This is a genomic window from Mesorhizobium sp. WSM4310 (assembly GCF_007003935.1).
Lineage (GTDB): Bacteria > Pseudomonadota > Alphaproteobacteria > Rhizobiales > Rhizobiaceae > Mesorhizobium.
In genome coordinates, this window is record NZ_VFTA01000009.1 from 133,702 (window position 1) to 152,747 (window position 19,046).

Below are 19,046 nucleotides of genomic sequence, written 5' to 3' on the forward strand. Positions count from 1 at the left end.
CTAGTAGGGGCTGGGTAATCTAAGACCTTCCCAGTCGCTCGGCGGGATTGGTACCCCCACGCGGAAGTTGAAGGACAAGACCCGCGTCGCATCGGTGTCGACCTCGCACCGAAAGCCCAGATGGTACCATGTGGTTGTCGTGCTGAAAGCGACATCCGGGGCGTCCAGAATATTGCCCACCTTCAGCGGAAGAGACGGCACCCATTTGGGAAAATAGGAAGCATCCAGCAGTTCCTGCTGCAACGCGCTGGCGCAGAGTTTGGCCACACGCTGACCGCGAGGCACTCCGCCCATCGAGGTCGTGGCCAGCGCATCGCCGGTGGCGCCCTGCGAGTAGAGCCTGCGAACACCCGGAAGGCCCGAATCGTTGCGAGATGCAGACTTCGAGACGCTTGAGGGGCTGGGCTTGGGCGCATTTGCGGGTTTGGGCTTTGGTGCTTCGGCTGATGTGGGAAGCTCGATCTCGCCGCCGCTATCGGCAGCCAAAGGCGCTGGTGCCCCGCCCTGTTGCTTGGCGTCGTCGAGCGCCGCCTGCTTGTCCGGCTCCTGTTTAGCTGCCTGTTGTTTATCCATCTCCGCGCTTGAAGCTGCCTGCCGCTCGGCGTCTGCCGGCGTGACAGGTTGGCTGTCTGCAGGCTTCGGCCCGACAGGCGGCTTCGGATCGTCATCCTTGGCCGGCGACGGCGAGCTGTCTTGGGCGCTGGTCCCGTCCAGCGATTTCCTCGGGCCGGTATCCTTGTCGCCGAACTGAAAGACAGGCCTCAGGACCTCGCCTGGCGGCGGCTTCTCGGACGGAAGTTGTTTTTCAATTTTCTGCTCAGGCGGCTTTTCAACCTTCGGTTCCGGTGGCTTTGGCGCAGGCGGAACAGGTTTCGGCTTTGGCTGATCGGGCGGAGGCACGATCGCGACATTGACTGGCTGCTCCTCGCGCGGCGGTTGGAGAGGCACGGGCAGGCCATACACAAGGAGCGCCGCGGCAAGCACGTGCAGGATCAGCGATGCGGGAATGCCCCACAACAGATACCGGCGCCGTTCTCGTGCCTCGTCCTTCATCCTGACCGATGTGGAATGAAATAGCGGCGGCTTCAAGCATAAGCACCGGATTTGCGCATATGGCCACGACAGCTTGTCGATTTGCATCACCACACCCAGGGCGGCCCGGCCAAGGCGCCCGGGCGGCTCAATGCGCCGCCGCCGGCATGACGGCGATCGGCTATACCGGCGGCGGGCACACCTGTGCCGGGCACACCGCGCGGCTGACGGCGGCCGGTGCCGATTTCGTCTGCGCGGACTGGCAAGAATTAGCCGGCAATTGTCCGGGCTCGGCGTGCCGGCCTAATTCAGCGGATACTTGGTGAATCCACGGCTAGCCCATTCGCCAGGCGGGACCAATGACCCCACACGAAAGTTGAAGGATAGGACCCTCGTCGCATCGGGATCGACTTCACATCGGAAATTTAGATTGTACCAGGTGTTTCTGGTGCTGAAGGCCGCTTGGCTAGGGTTGAGAACATTGCCTTTGTCCAGCGTAATGGTTGGCACCCATTTGACCGAATAGTCGGCGCTTTGCAGTTCCTGGCTCAGAACATTGCCGCAAAGGGTGGCCACGCGCTGACCGCGCGGCACATTCTCCATGGAGCTTGTGGCGAAGGCATTGCCGGTTGCTCCCTGCGAGTAAAGCTTTCTGACACCCGGAAGGCCGGAATAGATTGGCGATCCTGCAACGTCGTTGTTTGCGGGATTTGATCTTCCAGCATTCCCGATCGGCGCTTTGAAGGCCCTTGCGGGTTTGAACGTCAACGTCTTGGCCGGTTTGGGCTTTGCCTTTCCGGTTGAGGCTGGAGGCGCGGGCTTGCCACCAGTCTCGGCCGCCAATGGCTTTGGCATCACAACCGCTTGCTTTTCGGCGGGTTGCGGTGCGAGCCCCTGTTTGTCCGGCTGCTGTTTGTCAGCGTCCTCGGTCGCCTGCTTCTCCTCGCTTTGCACGGCTTTGGCGTCCGGCGCGGCCTCGGGCTTTTCCTCGCCTTGCGCGGGCTTTTCGTCCGGCGCAACTGTGGCCGGCTTCTCGTCAGGCTCGCTGGACTCTGCCTTCTGCTGTGGCGTTGCAGCCGGGGCGGGCTGGGTCGGCGCGGGTGTCGGCGTTATAGGCGGCTTCGCCGCCTCATCCTTGGCCGGTGACGGCGTGTTGGGTTTGGCGCTGCTTCCGTCGAGCGATTTCTCCGGCCCCGTATCTTTCTGGCCGTACTGGAAAACGCGCTTCAGAACATGGTCGTCTGGCGGTTTCGGTGGCTCCGGAGGCGGCTTTTGTTCAGGCGGCTTTTCAGCCTTATTTTCGGGTTTCGGCTCAGGTGGCTTTGGAGCAGGTTTCGGCTTAGGCTTCTCGGGCGGCGGCACAATCGCGACATTGACGGGCTGTTCCTGCTGTTGCGGCTGCTGCTCGGATCTCGGCACGCCAAAGAACAAGAACGCTGCGATCAAGGCATGCAGGATCAGCGATGCGGCCAAGGCCCATCGCCAATTGCGAAACCACTCTCGTATCTTGCCGTTCATTGCGCCCGATGTGGAATGAAATAGCGGCGGCTTCAAGCACAGGCATCGGATTGGCGCGGTTTAGCCGCTGACAGCTTGGTGATCGGGATGGTCGGACATAGGAAGCTCAGTCCAGAATCCCGCCCACAAACCGTTCGTCCAGCCGCGTTTCGCCAAACCAGTTCAGCCTGTTGATGCTGACGAAGCCGGTATCGATCGCCTCGTTCTCGTCGCCCGGCTCACTGGCGTGAGCGCGCCCGCGCGGCACCGTGATGACGGTACGATCGCCTTCGCTTTCCACGATCTCGGCCGTGCGGCCGATCTTGTCACGGCCGATGCGCGGCTGCCGGATTTCCGCCGGCAGCGCGGTCGGCAGGTTGACGCTCAACCAATGGCCATCTGTCGCCCAGTTGGCGCGCGATTGCCACAATGACGCGATCAGCGCGCCAAGCCATGGGTCGTCGCCGTCGGTGAACTCAGGATTCTTCACGCGCGACAACAGCCAGCTCAGCGCACCGACATGATCCTCGTGGGCGTGCGAGACGAAGAGCATCTATGTCGTCGACCGGACCGTCGAGCGCCGGATAATATTCCGCGCCGGAGGCGCCGACCTTGATGCCTATATCGAGCAGGATGCCGTCGCCGCCGCTGCCGACGGCAAGGCTGGTGCGGCCCTTTTCCCCGAAGCCGCCAAGCAGGTCCAGCATCATCACGAACCGGTCCCCGCCGGGATCAGCCAGCCGGATCTTATGCGCAGCCTTGCCTGGGCTCCGCTCCCGAGCGCAACCGGGTCTGGCTGCTCGAAATGCAAGGTGAGGTCAGGCCCCGCGGCGGGCGCGAATTCGATGCGCGCACCGCCACCCTGGTAGATCACCCGTTTGACGAAACCATCAAAGCCTGGCCCATCCGGCGAGACGTCGAGATCGGCCGACCGGCAGCAGATCTTGGCACCCGCACGCGGCCGCTCGCCGGGGCGGCAGCGGACCACCAGCTCGGTTCCCAGAACCCTGACCTTGCAATGGCCGCCGTCTTCGCCCGTCAGGACATCCGCCGGCAGCAGGATGCCTTGCGAGATGAAGGACGCTACCATCTCATTTGCCGGCTCATGATAGAGTTCGCGCGGCGTCGCCAGTTGCGCCAGGCGGCCATGATCCATCACCGCGATGCGATCGGCCAGCGCCATCGCCTCGGCCTGATCGTGGGTGATGTAGACGATGGTCGTGCCGGTGCGCTTATGAAAAGCAGCGAACTCATCCTCCATCGAGGCTCTCAGATGCACGTCGAGATTGGCGAGCGGTTCGTCGAACAGCACCAGCGACGGTGCGGCGACAAGACAGCGCGCCAGCGCCACGCGCTGGCGCTGGCCGCCGGAAAGATTGGCCGGCCTGCGCTCGCCCAGTCCCTGCAAATTGACCAGAGCCAGCGCGTCCTCGACCTTCTGGCGCGCGACGGTCTTGTCGAGCTTCGCCACCTTCAGCGAATAGCCGATATTCTCGGCCACCGTCATGTGCGGCCACAGCGCATAGTTCTGGAAGACGATGCCGACGCGCCGCTTTTCCGGCGCGACGCTGCCGACGCTGCTCGACACGACATCGCTGCCGATGCGGATTTCGCCCGAGCTCACTTTCTCGAATCCGGCGACGAGCCTGAGCAACGTCGTCTTGCCGCAGCCGGAAGGTCCGAGCACGGCGAGGAACTCGCCGTCGGCAACGTCGATCGAGACGTCCTTCACGGCGTCGAAGTTGGCGAAGCTCTTGGTCACATGGTCCAGGCTCAGTCGCGCCATGGCAACACTCCGCTGGGAAGGTAAGGGGCAAGCAGATTGGTCACCAGCATCAGCACGAAGGTGACCGCGACCGTGATGACCGACATCGCCGCCGCATAGTTGGAATCGCCGCCCTGTTCGAAGGAAAACATCACCACGCCGATCGTCTCCGAGCCTGACGACCACAGCAGCGCCGAGACGGTGAGTTCGCTGAGCGCCGTCATGAAGATCAGCAGACTACCGGCGATCGCCGCCGGCGCGACCAGTGGAAAGATGATGGTGCGCATGCGCGTGAACAGGCCGGCGCCCGCCACCTGCGCGGCCTCCTCCAGCGCCCGGTCGATCTGGTGATAGCCGCTGATGGTCGGCCGCAGCGCCAGCACCAGGAAGCGGGCGAGGTAGGCGTAGAGGATGATCCAGACCGTGTTGTAGAGTTGGATCCCGGTCAGTGGGATCGGCCTGAGGAAGAGCAGCAGCGAGGCGATCGCCAGCACCACGCCGGGCAAGGCATAGGGCAGTTCGACCGCCAGATTGAGCAGCCGCACCCAGCGCTGCTTGCCCCAGGCCATGAGATAGGCGACCGGCACGGCGACGATGACCGCGAAGAAGGCGGCGGCAACCGACAGCCAGAAACTGTTGAAGAAGGCGCGGTTGGCCGCATCATGCTCGAACAGCACGAAACGGTAATTGTCGAGCGTCGCCGTCTTGGCCGTGAGCGCGATGCCATAGCCCGGCACCAGCGAGGTCAGCACCAGCCCGAACAACGGCAGGAACAGCACCAGCACGATCAGCAGCCACAGGCCGGCCTGGACAATAGCCCGCCAGCGGCCGAGTTCGTAGGGTTCGGCCGGCAGCGATGTCGAAGAGATGCGGTAGTCGCGGCGGCGGCTCATCACCTCCTGGGCGAGAATCCCGGCCATGGCGATGACGCCGATCAGCACCGATAGGAACGCGGTCTCGCCGAGCATGCCCGGACCACCGCCGGCCAGCTTCTGATAGATAAGGGTCGGCAGCACCAGGTAGTTGGCGGGAATGCCGAGGAAAGCCGGAATGCCGAAATTGCCGACGCAGGACACGAAGGCCAATGCCGCCGCCGCCATGATCGACGGCGTCATCAGCGGCAGCACGATGGTGACCAGCACTGTGAACCAGTCGGCGCCACCGGCGCGTGCCGCCTCCACCAGTTCGCGCGGCAGCTTGCGCAGGCCCGCACGCACCAGCAGGAACACCAGCGGGCCATATTGGACGCCAAGCAGCAGGATGATGCCTGACGTCGAGTAAAGCGGGTTTTTCGTGCCGAGCGGCGGCGCGGCTCCGAACAGCTTGAGGAATGGGCTTGCCGGGCCGAACAGCTGCAGCCAGGCCAGCGCAGTCACCTGCGGCGCGATCATCAGCGGCATGACGTAGCACAGCACCAGTGCGCCGCGGCCGCGTATGTCGGTCAACGAGACCAGCACCGCCACCAGCGTTCCCGACAGCACCGCAAGCGAGGTGCCGCCGATGCCGACGACCAGCGTATGCCATGTCGCGATCCAGGTCGCCGGGCTTCTCAGCCCGGCCGCAATGGCCACGGTCGACAGCGTGCCGCCAGGTGCCACGATCTCCCTGACCAGGCGCAGCATGGGCAGCAGCGAAAGCAGCACGATGACGATGGCTGCCGCCGCCGTCAGGGCCATTTCCTGGCCCCGGCTTTCCCTGATGCGTGTTGGCATGGTTGTGTTTCCTGAGATCCGGGATGCCGCCGAAACGACATCCCGCCGCGATTGCCGGCTCAGCCGCCGAACAGTTCCTGGAACTTCGCCTTGTCGGCGTCGGTCTTGGCGACGATCGCCTTGGTGTCGAACGGCATCACCTTGACCTTGACGCCGTCCGGCAGCCATTCGGGACGGCCGACCGAGGCACGCGCCGGCAGATAGCCCATGGACAGCGCCAGCTTCTGGCCTTCATCCGACAGAATGAAGTCGACGAACTTCTTGGCGCCGTCGACATCCCTCGCGGTCTTCATGATGGCGACCGGTTCGGTCACCGCCGGCACGCCTTCGCTCGGGAACACGAACTCGACCGGCGAGCCCTTCTTCTTGGCGTTCATCGCCATGAAGTCGACGAGGATGCCATAGGGCTTCTCGCCTGATGCCACCGACTTCAGCACGGCACCGTTGCCGCGCACACTGACGGTGTTGTTGGTCTTAAGCTTCTGGAAGAAGTCCCAGCCATAGTTGCTATCGCCGGCAAAGCCGGAAAGCAGATAGGCGGCCGCACCCGAATAGAGCGGGCTCGGCATGACCAGGCCATCGGCATAGGCGGGTTTGGCGAGATCGGCCCAATGCTGCGGCTTTTCAGCAGCCGCAGTGTTGTAGACGATGCCGGTGGTGATCAGCTTGCTGCCGAAATAGGTCTTGTCGGCGTCATAGGCATCGGCTTCGATGCCATCGAGCTTGGCTTCGGGATAAGGCAGCAGCCGGTCGTCCTTCTTCAACAGCTCCATCGAGACCGCGTCGGCGATCAAAAGCACGTCGGGCTGCGGGCTGCCGGCGGCGAACTCGGCCGCCATCTTGGTGAGGATGTCGCTGGTCCCGGAACGATAGATGGTCACGTCGGTGCCGGGCTGCGCCTTCTTGAAGGCGTCCACGGTCTTGGCCGCGTCGGCTTCCGGCTGCGATGTGTAGAGCGTCAGTGTTTCGGCGTTTGCCACGCCGGCAAACAAAGTTGCCGCGAGCGCCAGCTGGCTGGCCAGCAGCTTGATGAGTAGCGTCTTCATGAGACCTCCTGTCTTGTCTGTGCATGACCGGTCCGGCCCCTGGCCGGCTCCCCGTCTCTTCCTCCCTGCACGGCGCATATGACTGGTGGATGACACTGCGCATGCGCAAACAGATCAGGCAACAGCCTAGCGCTGAATGCTCTCACGGCATGACGATACGGGCCCGCGGAACGGGCGTCCCACGAGCCTCAGGGCTGCTTTGACAGGCTTCTAGACCAGCATGCCCATCGGGTTCTCGATCAGCCGTTTGAAGGCGACCAGCAGTTCCGCGCCGAGCGCCCCGTCAACCGCGCGATGGTCGGTCGACAAGGTCACCGACATCACGGTGGCGATTTTGATCTCGCCATTCTTGACCACCGCCCGCTCCTCGCCGGCGCCGACCGCCAGGATCGTCGCATGCGGCGGGTTGATTACGGCGGCAAAATCCTTGATGCCGAACATGCCGAGATTGGAGACGGCCGTCGTGCCGCCCTGATACTCTTCCGGCTTCAGTTTGCGGCTGCGGGCGCGGCTGGCCAGATCCTTCATCTCGTTGGAGATGGTGGAGAGTGTCTTTTCGTCCGCATGCCGAATGATCGGCGTGATCAGGCCGCCGGGGATCGACACGGCGACGCCGACATCGGCATGCTTGTGCTTGACCATGGCGCTTTCGGTCCACGAGGCATTGGCATCCGGCACCGCCTTCAGCGCCATCGCCATCGCCTTGATGACCATGTCGTTGACCGACAGCTTGTAGGCAGGCACGTCACCCTTCTCGGTCTTTTTCATTGGTGCGGCCGCATTGATCTGCGTGCGCAATGCCAGCAACGCATCGAGTTCGCAGTCGAGCGTGAGGTAGAAATGCGGGATGGTGGACTTGGCCTCGACCAGGCGACGCGCAATGGTCTTGCGCATGTTGTCGTGCGGGACGAGTTCGTAGGAGCCGGGTTCAAACAGCTTCAGCACCTGGTCGTCCGACATCGCTTTCACCGCCGGAGCAGCGGCGGCAGGTGCACCGGCAGGAGCCTTGGCGGCGGGTGCTGTCTTGGCGCCGCCACCGGCAATCGCGGCATCGACATCGGCCTTCACCACGCGGCCGTATGGGCCGGTGCCGATGATGCTTGCAAGAGCAAGTCCTGCCTCACGAGCCAGACGTCGGGCAAGCGGTGTCGCGCGTGCGCCTGACGGCGATTGTCCAATCTCCCCCCTTGTGGGGGAGATGCCCGGCAGGGCAGAGGGGGGCGTGACCGAATGCGACGTTGGCGGGGTCCCTTCTGTCGGCTTCGCCGACATCTCCTCCACGGGTGGGGAGATTGGCCCTTTGTCCTGCTTTGCCGCAGTGACATCAGCCCCATAAGCCTCATTGTCGGCATAAATCCACGCAACCGGCGCGCCGACCGGAATGTCGATGCCTTCCTTGCCGGTGACGTCGCGCAGCACGCCGCTGGCCGGCGCGTCGATCTCCATCGCCGCCTTGTCGGTCTCGATCTCGAACAGCACATCGCCCTTCTTGACGCGCGCGCCTTCCTCGGCGAACCAGCGCGAGATCTGTCCGGTCGCCATGTCCATGTCGACCTTGGGAAGAATGACTTCGGTCGGCATGTCTCAGCGAACCCCTTTGACGAGGTCGCGCGCGGCGCTGATGATGTCGGGAACCTGTGGCACCGTGGCTTTTTCGAGCTCCGGATTGTAGGGGATCGGCGTCTCGGCACCGCCCAGCCGCACGATCGGCGCATCGAGATAGTCGAACGCCTCGCTCTCGGCGATCATCGCGCTGACCTCGGCGCCGATGCCCAGCGTCTTGACCGCTTCGTAGACGCACATCAGCCGCGACGTCTTCTTGACGCTGTCGATGACGGTCTGCTTGTCCATCGGCCGGATGGTGCGGAGGTCGACGACTTCGACGTCGATGCCTTCGGCTTCCAGCGTGGCGGCGGCATCGAGCGCCTTCTGCACCATGATCGAGGTGGCGACGATGGTGAGGTCGCGGCCTTCGCGGCGGATGTCGGCCTTGCCGATCGGGACCGTGTAATAGCCCTCGGGAACCGGACCCTTCATCTTGTAGAGCAGCTTGTGCTCGAAGATCATCACCGGATCGGGATCGGCGACGGCCGCCAGGAGCATGCCCTTGGCATCATAGGGCGTCGCCGGCTGGATGACCTTCAGCCCTGGCACATGGCCGAGCCAAGCTTCCAGGCTCTGGCTGTGCTGAGCGGCCGCACCTGTGCCCGAGCCCGCGGGAAAGCGCATCACCACGGGAACCGAAACCTCGCCGCCCAGCATGAAGCGCATCTTGGCCGCCTGGTTGACGATCTGCTCCATGGCGAGCGTGGCGAAATCGGAAAACTGGAACTCGAAGATCGGCCGCATGCCGGTGAGCGCCGCACCCACCGCAACGCCCGCGCCGCCCAGTTCCGAGATCGGCGTGTCGATCACCCGCTCGGTGCCATAGCGCTCGACCAGATCGCCGGTCACCTGGAAGGCGCCGCCATAGACGCCGATATCCTCGCCCATCAGGAAGACGCGTTCGTCCATGTCCATGGCGATCGCCATGGCTTCCTGGATCGCCTGGGCGTAGCTCAGTTCACGCACCATCGCGTCCATCACGCCTGCTCCGTATACACGTAATTTCCGGTCTCGCTGACGTCGGGCGACGGGCTCGCCTTGGCGAACTCGATGCCATCGGCGATCTCCTGCGCCACCTCACTGCGGATGGCTTCGATGCCCTTGTCGTCGATGAAGCCGAATTCCCGCAGTTCGTTCTCGAACAGCGTGATCGGGTCGCGGTTCGACATCCAGTCCTCGATCTCTTCCTTGGTGCGATAGCGGTTGCGGTCGCTCTTGGAATGGCCGCGATGGCGGTAGGTCTTGGACTCGATCAACGTCGGCCCCTCGCCGGCGCGGGCGCGCTCGACGGCCTTGTACGAGGCCTCGGCGACCTCCGAGAAAATGTTGCCGTTGACGATGACGCCGGGCATCGAATAGGCGGCAGCGCGGTCGGCGATGTTCTTGACCGCGGTCGAACGGGCGGTCGAAGTCGACATGCCGTAGCCATTGTTCTCGCAGACGAAGATGACCGGCAGCTTCCAGACCGCCGCCATGTTGAGCGCCTCGTGGAAGGCGCCTTCATTGTTGGCGCCGTCGCCGAAGAAGGAGACGACGACCTTGCCGGTCTTCATCATCTTGGAGGAGAGTGCCGCCCCGACGGCGATCGGAATGCCGCCGCCGACGATGCCGTTGGCGCCGAGATTGCCCTTGGCGACATCGGCGATGTGCATCGAACCGCCGCGGCCCTTGCAGTAGCCGGTGGTCTTGCCGAAGAACTCGGCGAACATGCGCTTGACCTCGGCGCCCTTGGCGATGCAGTGGCCATGGCCGCGATGCGTCGAGGTGATCTGGTCATCCTCGCCAAGCGGCATGCAGATGCCCATGGCGCTGGCTTCCTGGCCGATCGACAGGTGCATGGTGCCGTGGATCAGGCCGCGCGTGTAGCTCTCCTCCGCGCCCTCTTCGAAGCGGCGGATGAGGTACATCTTGTAGAGCACCTGCTTGAGCTGCTCGGCGCTGTACTGGCGATAGACGAAAGGCAGGTTGGCGCGACTGTCCGCGACGGCTTTGCTGGCTCCGGCCATGATCAGGCTCCCACGATTCCGTAGACGAGCTTGTCCTGGCGGGCGCGCAGTTCGGCGATCTTGGAGCCCGGGGCCGGGGCGGCATTGGCATAGGTGATAAGCTCGCCCTTCTTGATCGGCGCGGTGACCGAGCCGCCCTGCAGCAGCCCGCAGGGAATGGCCCTGGCGGCATGCGCTTCCGGCGCCGTCATGATCCAGGCGCGGTAGCAATATTCGCCGATCGCATCGAGCTTCTCGCCGGGCTGCATGTCTTTCTTGGCCACGGCGGCGACTTCGGCCACGGGCTTGGCCAGCGGCACCATGTCGGCTTTGCCGTAAAGCACGACGCGGGCGCAGGTCAGCGGCACTTCGAGCGAGGTCAGGTGATAGGGGCGGTGGAAGGTGAAATACGGGCCCTTGCCCATCTTCAAATCTTCCATGCGCTCCGAAATGCGCGGATGCGACATGTCGGCGACGACGAAGACGCCGGGCGCCACGCCCTTGCCGATCGAGTAGTCGACGACGCCGACCCTGGACAGCACGCCGCCATCCTTTTCAGGCACCAGTACTTTCGAGAGCTCGCCGAGAGTCGCGGCGGGGCCATGCATGCCGGCCTTGTCGGGCACCAGCCCGGTGGCATTGGCGATCGCCGCCATCTCGACCATGGTTTTCGAACCGTCGACGAATTCCACCAGCATGCGCACATTCATATGCCTGCGCCTGGCCTCCTCCTCGTAGGCCGGCGGCGTGGCGTCGATGTTGAGCGGATTGTTCTTGCCCTTGCCGGCGGCGACGATGGGATGGCCCATGGCCGAGACGAATTCGATCAGCTCCATGCAGGAGGACGGCTCGTCGCCGGCGCCCAGCGAATAGGTGACGCCCAGCCGGTCGGCCTCGCTCTTCAGATAGGCGCCGATGGTGACGTCGGCCTCGACATTCATCATCACCAGATGCTTGCCATGCTCCATGGCGCGCAGGCCGATCTCGGCGCCGACGGCGGGAACGCCGGTCGCGTCGATCACCACGTCGATCAGATCATTGTTGATGACCAGGCTGGCGTCATTGGTGACCGCCACCTTGCCGGCCTCCATGGCAGCCGTCATCGCCGAAGCGTTCGACACTTCACGCGCATGGCCGGTTTCCTGGAAGGCGATGTCCACCGCCTTGCTGGCGGCCGGCAGGTTCAGTTCCGAGATCGCGCCGATCTCGATGCCGGACATATGGGCGACGCGGGTGACGATGTCGGTTCCCATCTCGCCGGAGCCGATCAGGCCGATGCGGATGGGCTTGCCCGATTTGCCGCGCTCATCGAGATCGCGGGCAAGGCCCGTCAACGAAATATTGGAAGCCATACCGCTCATTCCTCCCACATTGCAGGCTTGTTCATTCGCTTGACGGGTATTGAACATCTGTATTTCTGTCAAGACTAATGTCCAAATCCGAATGCTTTTTGACGTCGCTGCGCAGACTGCGAACAAGTGTAAAAGCCCGCAGCCGCGACGGCGGCACAGGACTTGTCCACCGGCCATGGCGACTGTGTCGTCAGGACCGCTATCCAGGGATGGACGGCCTTACGGAGCCCGGTCAGCAGCGCCGACGGGAAAATCGTGAAAATGCACGATCGCCCCCTCCGCATCGATCAAGATCACGGCATAGGCGGGCGGCTCGTGCCCCAGGCTCCAGCTCTGCGAAAAATCGAGCGCGGTCTGGTGGTTGGTGCTGCGCAGCGTGCTGACCGGTATGCCGCGCCAGCTGCCGGCGATCTGCCGGTGGACATGGCCGGCGAAGATATGGCGGACATTGCCGTGGCGCGACAGCACGTCATGGAAGGCATCGGCGTCCGCAAGCCTGACCTCATCGAGCACCGGCATGTGTATCCGGAACGGCGGGTGATGCATGAACAGGAAGACCGGCCGGTTGCCCGCCTCTTGCAGCCGTTCGTCGAGCCAGTCGAGGCGCGCCGGGCAGAGCCTGCCCTCGACATGGCCGCTGTCTGCACGAACCCCTGCTCGGCGGCGGCATCGGGGAACATTTCGAGGAAAAGCGCCCGGTCGTCATGGTTGCCGAGCATCAGCCGGCAGGGCGGCGAAAATCGCGCCAGCCCGTCCCGCAACGCCGCATAGGCCGCACGCTCGCCGTCATTGGTTAGGTCGCCCGAGATCACCACCAGTTCGACATCGCCATGGTTCTTGCCGATGTCGGCCAGGCAGGCCTCCAGCCTTGCGAGCGGATCGGAACCGTAGAGCAGCCCACCCGGCGTCATCAGATGCGGGTCGGAGAGCTGGATGATTTTCATGGAACTGTCCGTACCCTTCCCGCCGGCGCCGCGGGGCGCCGGCCAGAACACGCAACGCTCGATTGCCCCTCTACTGTGCCGTCCAGCCGCCGTCCATCGGCAAGGTCGTGCCGGTGATCTGCCTGGCGGCATCCGAGCACAGGAACAGCGTCAGCGCGGCAAGTTCCTCGACGGTGACGAATTCTTTCGTCGGCTGTGCGGCGAGCAGCACGTCATGCTTGACCTGTTCCTCGGTCATGCCGCGCGCCTTCATCGTGTCGGGGATCTGCTTTTCGACCAGTGGCGTCCAGACATAGCCGGGCGCGATGGCGTTGACTGTGATGCCGTCCTGCGCGACTTCCAGCGCCACCGTCTTGGTCAGCCCTGCAATGCCATGCTTGGCCGACACATAGGCCGATTTGAACGGCGAGGCGACCAGCGCGTGCGCCGAAGCCGTGTTGATGATGCGGCCCCATTTGCGCGCCTTCATGCCCGGCACCGCAGCCTTGATGGCATAGAAGGCCGCCAGAAGATTGATGCGGATGATGGCTTCCCATTTGTCGTCGGGAAACTCCTCGATCGGCGCGACATGCTGGATGCCGGCATTGTTGACCAGGATATCGAGGCTGCCGAACGCCGCCTCGGCATCATGCACCATGGCGCTCACCGCCGCCCCATCCATCATGTTGGCGTCGGAGTAGCGGCACTTGACGCCGAAATCCCTCTCGATGCCCGAGCGCTCCTGCTCGATGGCCGTGGGGTCGCCAAGACCATTGATGGTGACGTTGGCGCCCTCGGCGGCGAAAGCGCGGGCAATGGCCAGGCCGATACCGCTGGTCGAGCCGGTGACGAGGGCATTCTTCGAAGACAGGGAACCCATGGTGATCTCGCGAGAGGTGGGAGGGGAATGACAGCATATAATTGTGCGTCGCAACATGACAATGACAGAGCCATGTGTCGATGCGATTACAGCCAGACGACAGCGCCGGCACGGCCTCGCCCCGCCGCGAAACCACGGTCGTTTGGCTGACACGGCACTGTCATGGTGCCGTGCAACATAATCGGTTGCGCATTCGCGCGGTCATTCCTGAACGAAATTCATCCGACAGAACCTTGGGGGTGCAGCTTGGAAATCGCCGATGTCGTGAAGCGCGCCCATGCGATGCCGCTGACCAACCCGTCCTTCCCGCCAGGTCCCTATCGGTTCTTCGACCGCGAATACATCATCATCACCTATCGCACGACACGCGAGGCGCTGGAGGCCGTCGTGCCGGCGCCGCTGGAGATCGACGAACCGCTGGTCAAGTATGAATTCATCCGCATGCCCGACTCCACCGGCTTCGGCGACTACACCGAGACCGGCCAGGTCATTCCGGTGAGGTACAAGGGCCAGCATGGCGGCTATGTCCATTCGATGTATCTCGACGACGACGCGCCGATCGCCGGCGGCCGCGAGCTGTGGGGCTTTCCGAAGAAACTGGCCAATCCCAAGATCATCCATGAAGGCGAGGTGATCGTCGGCACGCTGCATTATGGCAGCGTTCTGTGCGCCACCGGCACGATGGGCTACAAACACCGGGAAGCTGATCATGATTCCGTGCTCGCCGCGCTCGCCGCGCCCAATTTCCTGATCAAGATCATCCCGCATGTCGACGGCGGCCCGCGTATCTGCGAGCTGGTGCGCTATTACCTCACCGACATCACGCTGAAGGAGGCCTGGACGGCGCCAGCGGCGCTTGATCTCAGGCCCCACGTCATGGCCGACGTGGCCAAGCTGCCGGTGCTCGACATCGTCTCCGCCGTCCACTTCAAGGCCGATTTGACGCTTGGGTTGGGCGAGGTTGTCCACGACTATCTTGCCGATCACAGCCGGCTCGCAACCAGCACAACCCAGCCGGAGAAAATTCGTGCTTGAACGCTATCGAAACAAGGAAGCCGCGGCCACGATCGCGGAGATCTCGGCGCAATATGACCGCATCGCTTTGGTGTTCCAGGGCGGCGGCGCGCTCGGCGCCTACCAGGCCGGCGTCTATCAGGCGCTGGCCGATGCCGGCTGCGAGCCGAGCTGGCTGTCCGGCGTGTCGATCGGCGCCATCAACGCCTCGATCATCGCCGGCAACGAGTCCAGCCGCCGCCTGCAGCGGCTCGAACAGTTCTGGCAGACCATCTCGGGCCGCAAGATCTGGGCTTATACGCCGGAAGGCGACATCTACCGCGACATCCGCAACCGTACCTCGTCGTGGATGACCATGACCATGGGCCAGCCCGGCTTCTTCAAGCCGCGCAATCCCAACCCCTGGTTCGAGCATCCCGGCGCCGAGGGCGCCACCAGCTTCTACGACACCGCCGAGCTGAAGGACACGCTGGAGAGCCTGATCGATTTCGACATCCTCAACGACGGCAAGAAACGGCTGAGCGTCGGCGCGGTCAATGTGCGGACCGGCAACTTCGTCTATTTCGATACCGACAAGGTCCGCATCGGGCCCGAGCACATCATGGCCAGCGGCGCGCTGCCGCCGGCCTTTCCGTCGGTCCGCATAGAAGGCGAGTACTATTGGGACGGCGGCATCGTCTCCAACACGCCGCTGCAATATCTGCTCGACCAGGAAGAGGACCGTTCGTCGCTGGTGTTCCAGGTCGACCTGTTCAGCGCGCGCGGCGTGCTGCCGCGCAGCATGCCGGACGTGCTGTCGCGCCACAAGGACATCATGTATTCCAGCCGCACGCGCCAGAACACCGACAATTTCAAGCGCATTCATGGCCTGAAGATGCGCCTGCTCGAGGCGCTGAAGCGCGTGCCCAAGGAGCAGCTGACGCCGGCGGAAGAAGCGCTGATCGCGGACTATTCGGATGCCGGCCTGGTCAACATCGTGCACCTGATCTACCAGCACAAGGGCTATGAAGGTCACGCCAAGGACTACGAGTTCTCCGGCACCTCGATGCGCGAGCATTGGGACACGGGCCTGGAAGACACGCAACGCACCTTGCGCCATCGCAAATGGCTGACACTGCCGACCAATGCCGACGGCGTCACCATCCACGATCTGCACCGCGAAGACCCGACCTGACATTTGCGTCCAGGACAAGCGGAGCAATCTTACGGAATCCTTCGCCGGTTGATCAACCGGCGCGGCGCATCGTGCCTATCAGAAGCGCTGCCAGGCATGCGGGACAAGGATGCGATCCGCCTGGCCGTCACCATGAGTTCCGCGGCAGGTCGGCGAAACTACGGTGCGACCGCGTAGGCACGCCTTCGAGCAAGCCCGGCCGGACTGTGAAGTTCTTCTTCACAGCCTATCAAGATTGTCGCGGATATTGGCTCGCTGAAAGCGGGCGTACATTTGAGCAGGCAAATGCGCTAGCGCGTTTCACCGTTTCATGGAAACGGCGAACCGCTCTAACTCTTTGTTTTGACGCAATTCCAGACGGAAAACCGCTCACACTTTTCCTGGAATTGCCCTGGGCTTAATGGAGTACCGCTGATGACCGTCGAAGCTGTTTCCCCTGCTATCGTTCCGTCGCGTGACGCCTGGCGCGGCCTGCTCTGGTTTGCGCCGCTCACGTTGCTTTGGCTTCTGGTGATCTACAGATGGCCGGCGATCCCGGCCACCGGCATTCCGACCACGGCCCACCAGCTCGCGGCCCACGGGCTCATCGCGCTGGGATTGTGGCTCGGCCTCGAACACACGAGCCTGACGCCAGCTCAACGCCGCACGACCTGGCTGGCGATCATGATCCCGGACACGCTGTGGCTCGCCTTCGCCTGGAGCGCCGCGATCAACGGCTTCTTCCACGCGGACACCGCGTCTTTTCCGGTATTGCCATCGGCGATCTTCCTGCCGGTGATCATCGGGGCGCCGCTCCTGCTGCTCTCGAAGCGGATCGGGCTGGTGCTCGATGCGATGCCAGCGCGCTGGCTCGTGATGCTTCAGCTCTACCGCGTGTTCGGCACCTGGGCTATCGCGGCCTGGCTGCGTGGCACACTGCCTGGCGTTTTCGCAGCGCCGGCAGGCATCGGCGACATGCTGACCGGTTTGTTCGCGTTGCCGGCTGCGATCGCAGTGGCGACCGGCACAGACAAAGGCCGGAGGGCGGCAACTCTCTGGAACATCCTCGGGCTTGCCGACTTCGCTGTCGCGATCACCATGGGCATGATCACCTCGCCCGGCCCATTGCAGTTGATTGTCCCGGATGTGCAGAGCATCGGCGCAGGCGATTATCCGGGTGTGCTGACCCCTGCATTCGTGGTGCCAAGCTCGATCCTGCTGCACATGTTGTCGCTACGCCAGCTGCGCCGCCGTAACAGGGCGGACGTTGTGCGGCGGTGAGCCTCGGCTGGAGCCGGCCAACCATTCCATCGAAAGCTGAACCGTTCGAAGCGGCGCGCCCGCTTGGGAAGACGCACGCTCTGACTCTTCATTGGTCTTCGCAGGATAGGCCGAGAAAGAGAACGGCGCCGCAGGTGGCGCCGTTCTCTTGAGGGTCTGACGCTCAGAACACCTGGCGGAAGACGATGAACAGCACGAAGGCAAGCGCGATCGAGCACGGCAGGGTCAACACCCAGGCCAGCAGCAGGTTGCGCACCGTCGACCATTGCAGGCCTGAGCCATTGGCGGCCATCGTTCCGGCGACGCCCGACGACAGCACATGGGTGGTCGAAACCGGCAGGCCGAGCCGGTCGGCCATGCCGATGGTCACCATGGCGACGAGTTCGGCCGCCGCGCCCTGGCCATAGGTCAGGTGGCTCTTGCCGATCTTCTCGCCGACCGTGACGACGATGCGTTTCCAGCCGACCATGGTGCCGAGACCCAGCGCCAGCGCCACCGCGATCTTCACCCAGAGAGGGATGAACTTCGTCGCATTGTCGACGGCCTTGTGGTAGTCGGTCACCGCCTTGAGATCGGCGCCCTGCATCGGCAACAGCTGCTTCTTGTCGATCAGCTTGAGCGCCTCGCCGATCAGATAGATGTCGTTGCGGGCGTTGCTGACCAGATCGGTCGGCACGTTGTCGACCGACGCATAGGGCTGCAGTCCCGCCGTCGTGTTGTGGATGTAGGTCTGCAGCGCGACCGTTGTCTTGTCGCTCCAGCTGCGGGTGCGCACGGCATCCTGGACGGCTGCCTTGGCATCCTTGGCATCCGTGACGGTGACGCCGGGCTTCGCATATTTGCCCAGCGCCGTTTCGACATTGGCTGAAGCCGACTTGTAGGCTTCGAGATAGTTGATGTCGGGCGTGCGGTTCAGCGCATAGGCCGTCGGCACCACGCCGATCAGGATCAGCATGATCAGGCCCATGCCCTTCTGCCCGTCATTGGAGCCATGCGCGAAGCTGACGCCGGTGCAGGTGAAGATCAGCAGGCCGCGGATCCACCAAGGCGGCGGAGCATTGCCTTTCGGGGCTTCGTAGAGGGCCGGATTGCGAACCAGAAGCTTCATCGCATAGAGCAGGATCGCGGCGGCGAAGAAACCGATGATCGGCGACACCAGCAAGGTCACGCCGACATTGGTCGCCTGTGACCAGTCGACGCCGCTGGTGGCGCTGCCGGACGGCGCCATGAACTGGTTGGCGAGGCCTACGCCGATGATCGAGCCGACCATCGTGTGCGAGCTCGATGCCGGCAGGCCGAGGAACCAGGTGCCGAGGTTCCACAGGATCGCGGCGACGAGCAGCGCGAACACCATGGCAAAGCCGGAGGAGGAGCCGACCTGCAGGATCAGCTCGACCGGCAGCAGCGACAGGATGCCGAAGGCCACCGCGCCGCTGGAGGTGAGAACGCCGAGGAAGTTGAAGACCCCCGACCACATGACGGCGAATTCGGCCGGCAGGGAGCGCGTGTAGATGACGGTCGCCACAGCATTGGCGGTGTCGTGGAAGCCGTTGACGAATTCGAAGCCGAGCGCGATCAGCAAGGCGATGCCGAGCAGGATCCACGGCACGGTCTTGGCCACCGCCAGGTCCTGGCTCAGCGCGTAGCCGACATAGACCACGCCGACCAGAACCAGCACGCCGAAGGCCGGCAGGAACCACTTCGCGCCGCCCGAACTGTCCAGCGGATGATCCGGTCTCGGAATGCCCGCCTCACTAGACACTATGTCCACCATGTCCCACTCCTATTGCATTGCAGCAAA

At 63.7% G+C, this 19,046-nt stretch carries 15 protein-coding genes and 2 pseudogenes; 3 read left to right on the forward strand and 14 right to left on the reverse strand.

Annotated features, from left to right (window positions below; genetic code table 11):
• The 13 genes and pseudogenes from FJV80_RS12780 to FJV80_RS12840 form a co-directional block, all read right to left on the reverse strand.
• A complete protein-coding gene (locus tag FJV80_RS12780; protein WP_142876577.1) occupies positions 1–1,053 on the reverse strand; it encodes a DUF930 domain-containing protein in 1,053 nt (350 codons plus the stop codon).
• 282 nt (positions 1,054–1,335) lie between these two features.
• Positions 1,336–2,550 (reverse strand): DUF930 domain-containing protein, encoded by a 1,215-nt coding sequence (locus FJV80_RS12790; protein WP_142876543.1) that lies wholly within the window; start codon positions 2,548–2,550, stop codon positions 1,336–1,338.
• 469 nt (positions 2,551–3,019) lie between these two features.
• Positions 3,020–3,239, reverse strand: a pseudogene (locus FJV80_RS34515) (MBL fold metallo-hydrolase); the annotation flags it as partial.
• On the reverse strand, positions 3,239–4,315 hold the full coding sequence (locus FJV80_RS12800; RefSeq protein ID WP_095787934.1) for an ABC transporter ATP-binding protein: 1,077 nt from the start codon (positions 4,313–4,315) through the stop codon (positions 3,239–3,241). The gene FJV80_RS12800 and the pseudogene FJV80_RS34515, both read right to left, overlap by 1 nt.
• Positions 4,303–6,006: an iron ABC transporter permease gene (locus tag FJV80_RS12805; protein WP_142876544.1), complete on the reverse strand. Its 1,704-nt coding sequence runs from the start codon at positions 6,004–6,006 to the stop codon at positions 4,303–4,305. Before FJV80_RS12805 ends, FJV80_RS12800 begins: the two co-directional genes overlap by 13 nt.
• 59 nt (positions 6,007–6,065) lie before the next feature.
• Entirely contained in the window at positions 6,066–7,052 is a 987-nt protein-coding gene (locus FJV80_RS12810) for an ABC transporter substrate-binding protein (protein WP_095772201.1), read from the reverse strand.
• Between the two features lie 210 nt (positions 7,053–7,262).
• Positions 7,263–8,633, reverse strand: a complete 1,371-nt coding sequence (locus FJV80_RS12815) for a pyruvate dehydrogenase complex dihydrolipoamide acetyltransferase (RefSeq protein WP_142876545.1) — start codon at positions 8,631–8,633, stop codon at positions 7,263–7,265.
• A gap of 3 nt (positions 8,634–8,636) precedes the next feature.
• The gene (locus FJV80_RS12820) at positions 8,637–9,635 is read right to left on the reverse strand and encodes an alpha-ketoacid dehydrogenase subunit beta (protein WP_019861532.1); all 999 of its coding nucleotides are present in this window, start codon (positions 9,633–9,635) and stop codon (positions 8,637–8,639) included.
• Entirely contained in the window at positions 9,635–10,663 is a 1,029-nt protein-coding gene (locus FJV80_RS12825) for a thiamine pyrophosphate-dependent dehydrogenase E1 component subunit alpha (RefSeq protein ID WP_095793177.1), read from the reverse strand. The genes FJV80_RS12820 and FJV80_RS12825 overlap by 1 nt, the downstream gene beginning before the upstream one ends.
• A 2-nt stretch (positions 10,664–10,665) precedes the next feature.
• Complete coding sequence (locus FJV80_RS12830) at positions 10,666–11,994, reverse strand: NAD(P)H-dependent oxidoreductase (protein ID WP_142876546.1); 1,329 nt, start codon at positions 11,992–11,994, stop codon at positions 10,666–10,668.
• 219 nt (positions 11,995–12,213) lie between these two features.
• Positions 12,214–12,513 carry a hypothetical protein gene (locus FJV80_RS35000; RefSeq protein ID WP_246688956.1) on the reverse strand — a complete coding sequence of 100 codons (300 nt, stop codon included), beginning with the start codon at positions 12,511–12,513 and terminating at the stop codon, positions 12,214–12,216.
• A gap of 230 nt (positions 12,514–12,743) precedes the next feature.
• Positions 12,744–13,070: pseudogene (locus tag FJV80_RS35695) on the reverse strand (metallophosphoesterase); the annotation flags it as partial.
• Complete coding sequence (locus tag FJV80_RS12840) at positions 13,009–13,797, reverse strand: 3-hydroxybutyrate dehydrogenase (protein WP_142876547.1); 789 nt, start codon at positions 13,795–13,797, stop codon at positions 13,009–13,011. The gene FJV80_RS12840 and the pseudogene FJV80_RS35695, both read right to left, overlap by 62 nt.
• Positions 13,798–14,043: 246 nt before the next feature.
• Here FJV80_RS12840 and FJV80_RS12845 point away from each other — a divergent pair, with 246 nt between their 5' ends.
• The 3 genes from FJV80_RS12845 to FJV80_RS12855 all read left to right on the forward strand — a co-directional run bounded on the left by FJV80_RS12845 (position 14,044) and on the right by FJV80_RS12855 (position 17,245).
• Positions 14,044–14,832 carry an acetoacetate decarboxylase gene (locus tag FJV80_RS12845; protein WP_142876548.1) on the forward strand — a complete coding sequence of 263 codons (789 nt, stop codon included), beginning with the start codon at positions 14,044–14,046 and terminating at the stop codon, positions 14,830–14,832.
• The gene (locus FJV80_RS12850) at positions 14,825–15,985 is read left to right on the forward strand and encodes a patatin-like phospholipase family protein (RefSeq protein WP_095772194.1); all 1,161 of its coding nucleotides are present in this window, start codon (positions 14,825–14,827) and stop codon (positions 15,983–15,985) included. The genes FJV80_RS12845 and FJV80_RS12850 overlap by 8 nt, the downstream gene beginning before the upstream one ends.
• A 414-nt stretch (positions 15,986–16,399) precedes the next feature.
• Positions 16,400–17,245: an MFS transporter gene (locus tag FJV80_RS12855; protein ID WP_095793175.1), complete on the forward strand. Its 846-nt coding sequence runs from the start codon at positions 16,400–16,402 to the stop codon at positions 17,243–17,245.
• A 163-nt stretch (positions 17,246–17,408) separates the two neighbouring features.
• On the opposite strand, the gene FJV80_RS12860 is transcribed toward FJV80_RS12855, so the two are convergent.
• A complete protein-coding gene (locus tag FJV80_RS12860; protein WP_095772192.1) occupies positions 17,409–19,019 on the reverse strand; it encodes an inorganic phosphate transporter in 1,611 nt (536 codons plus the stop codon).
• Positions 19,020–19,046 lie beyond the last annotated feature (27 nt).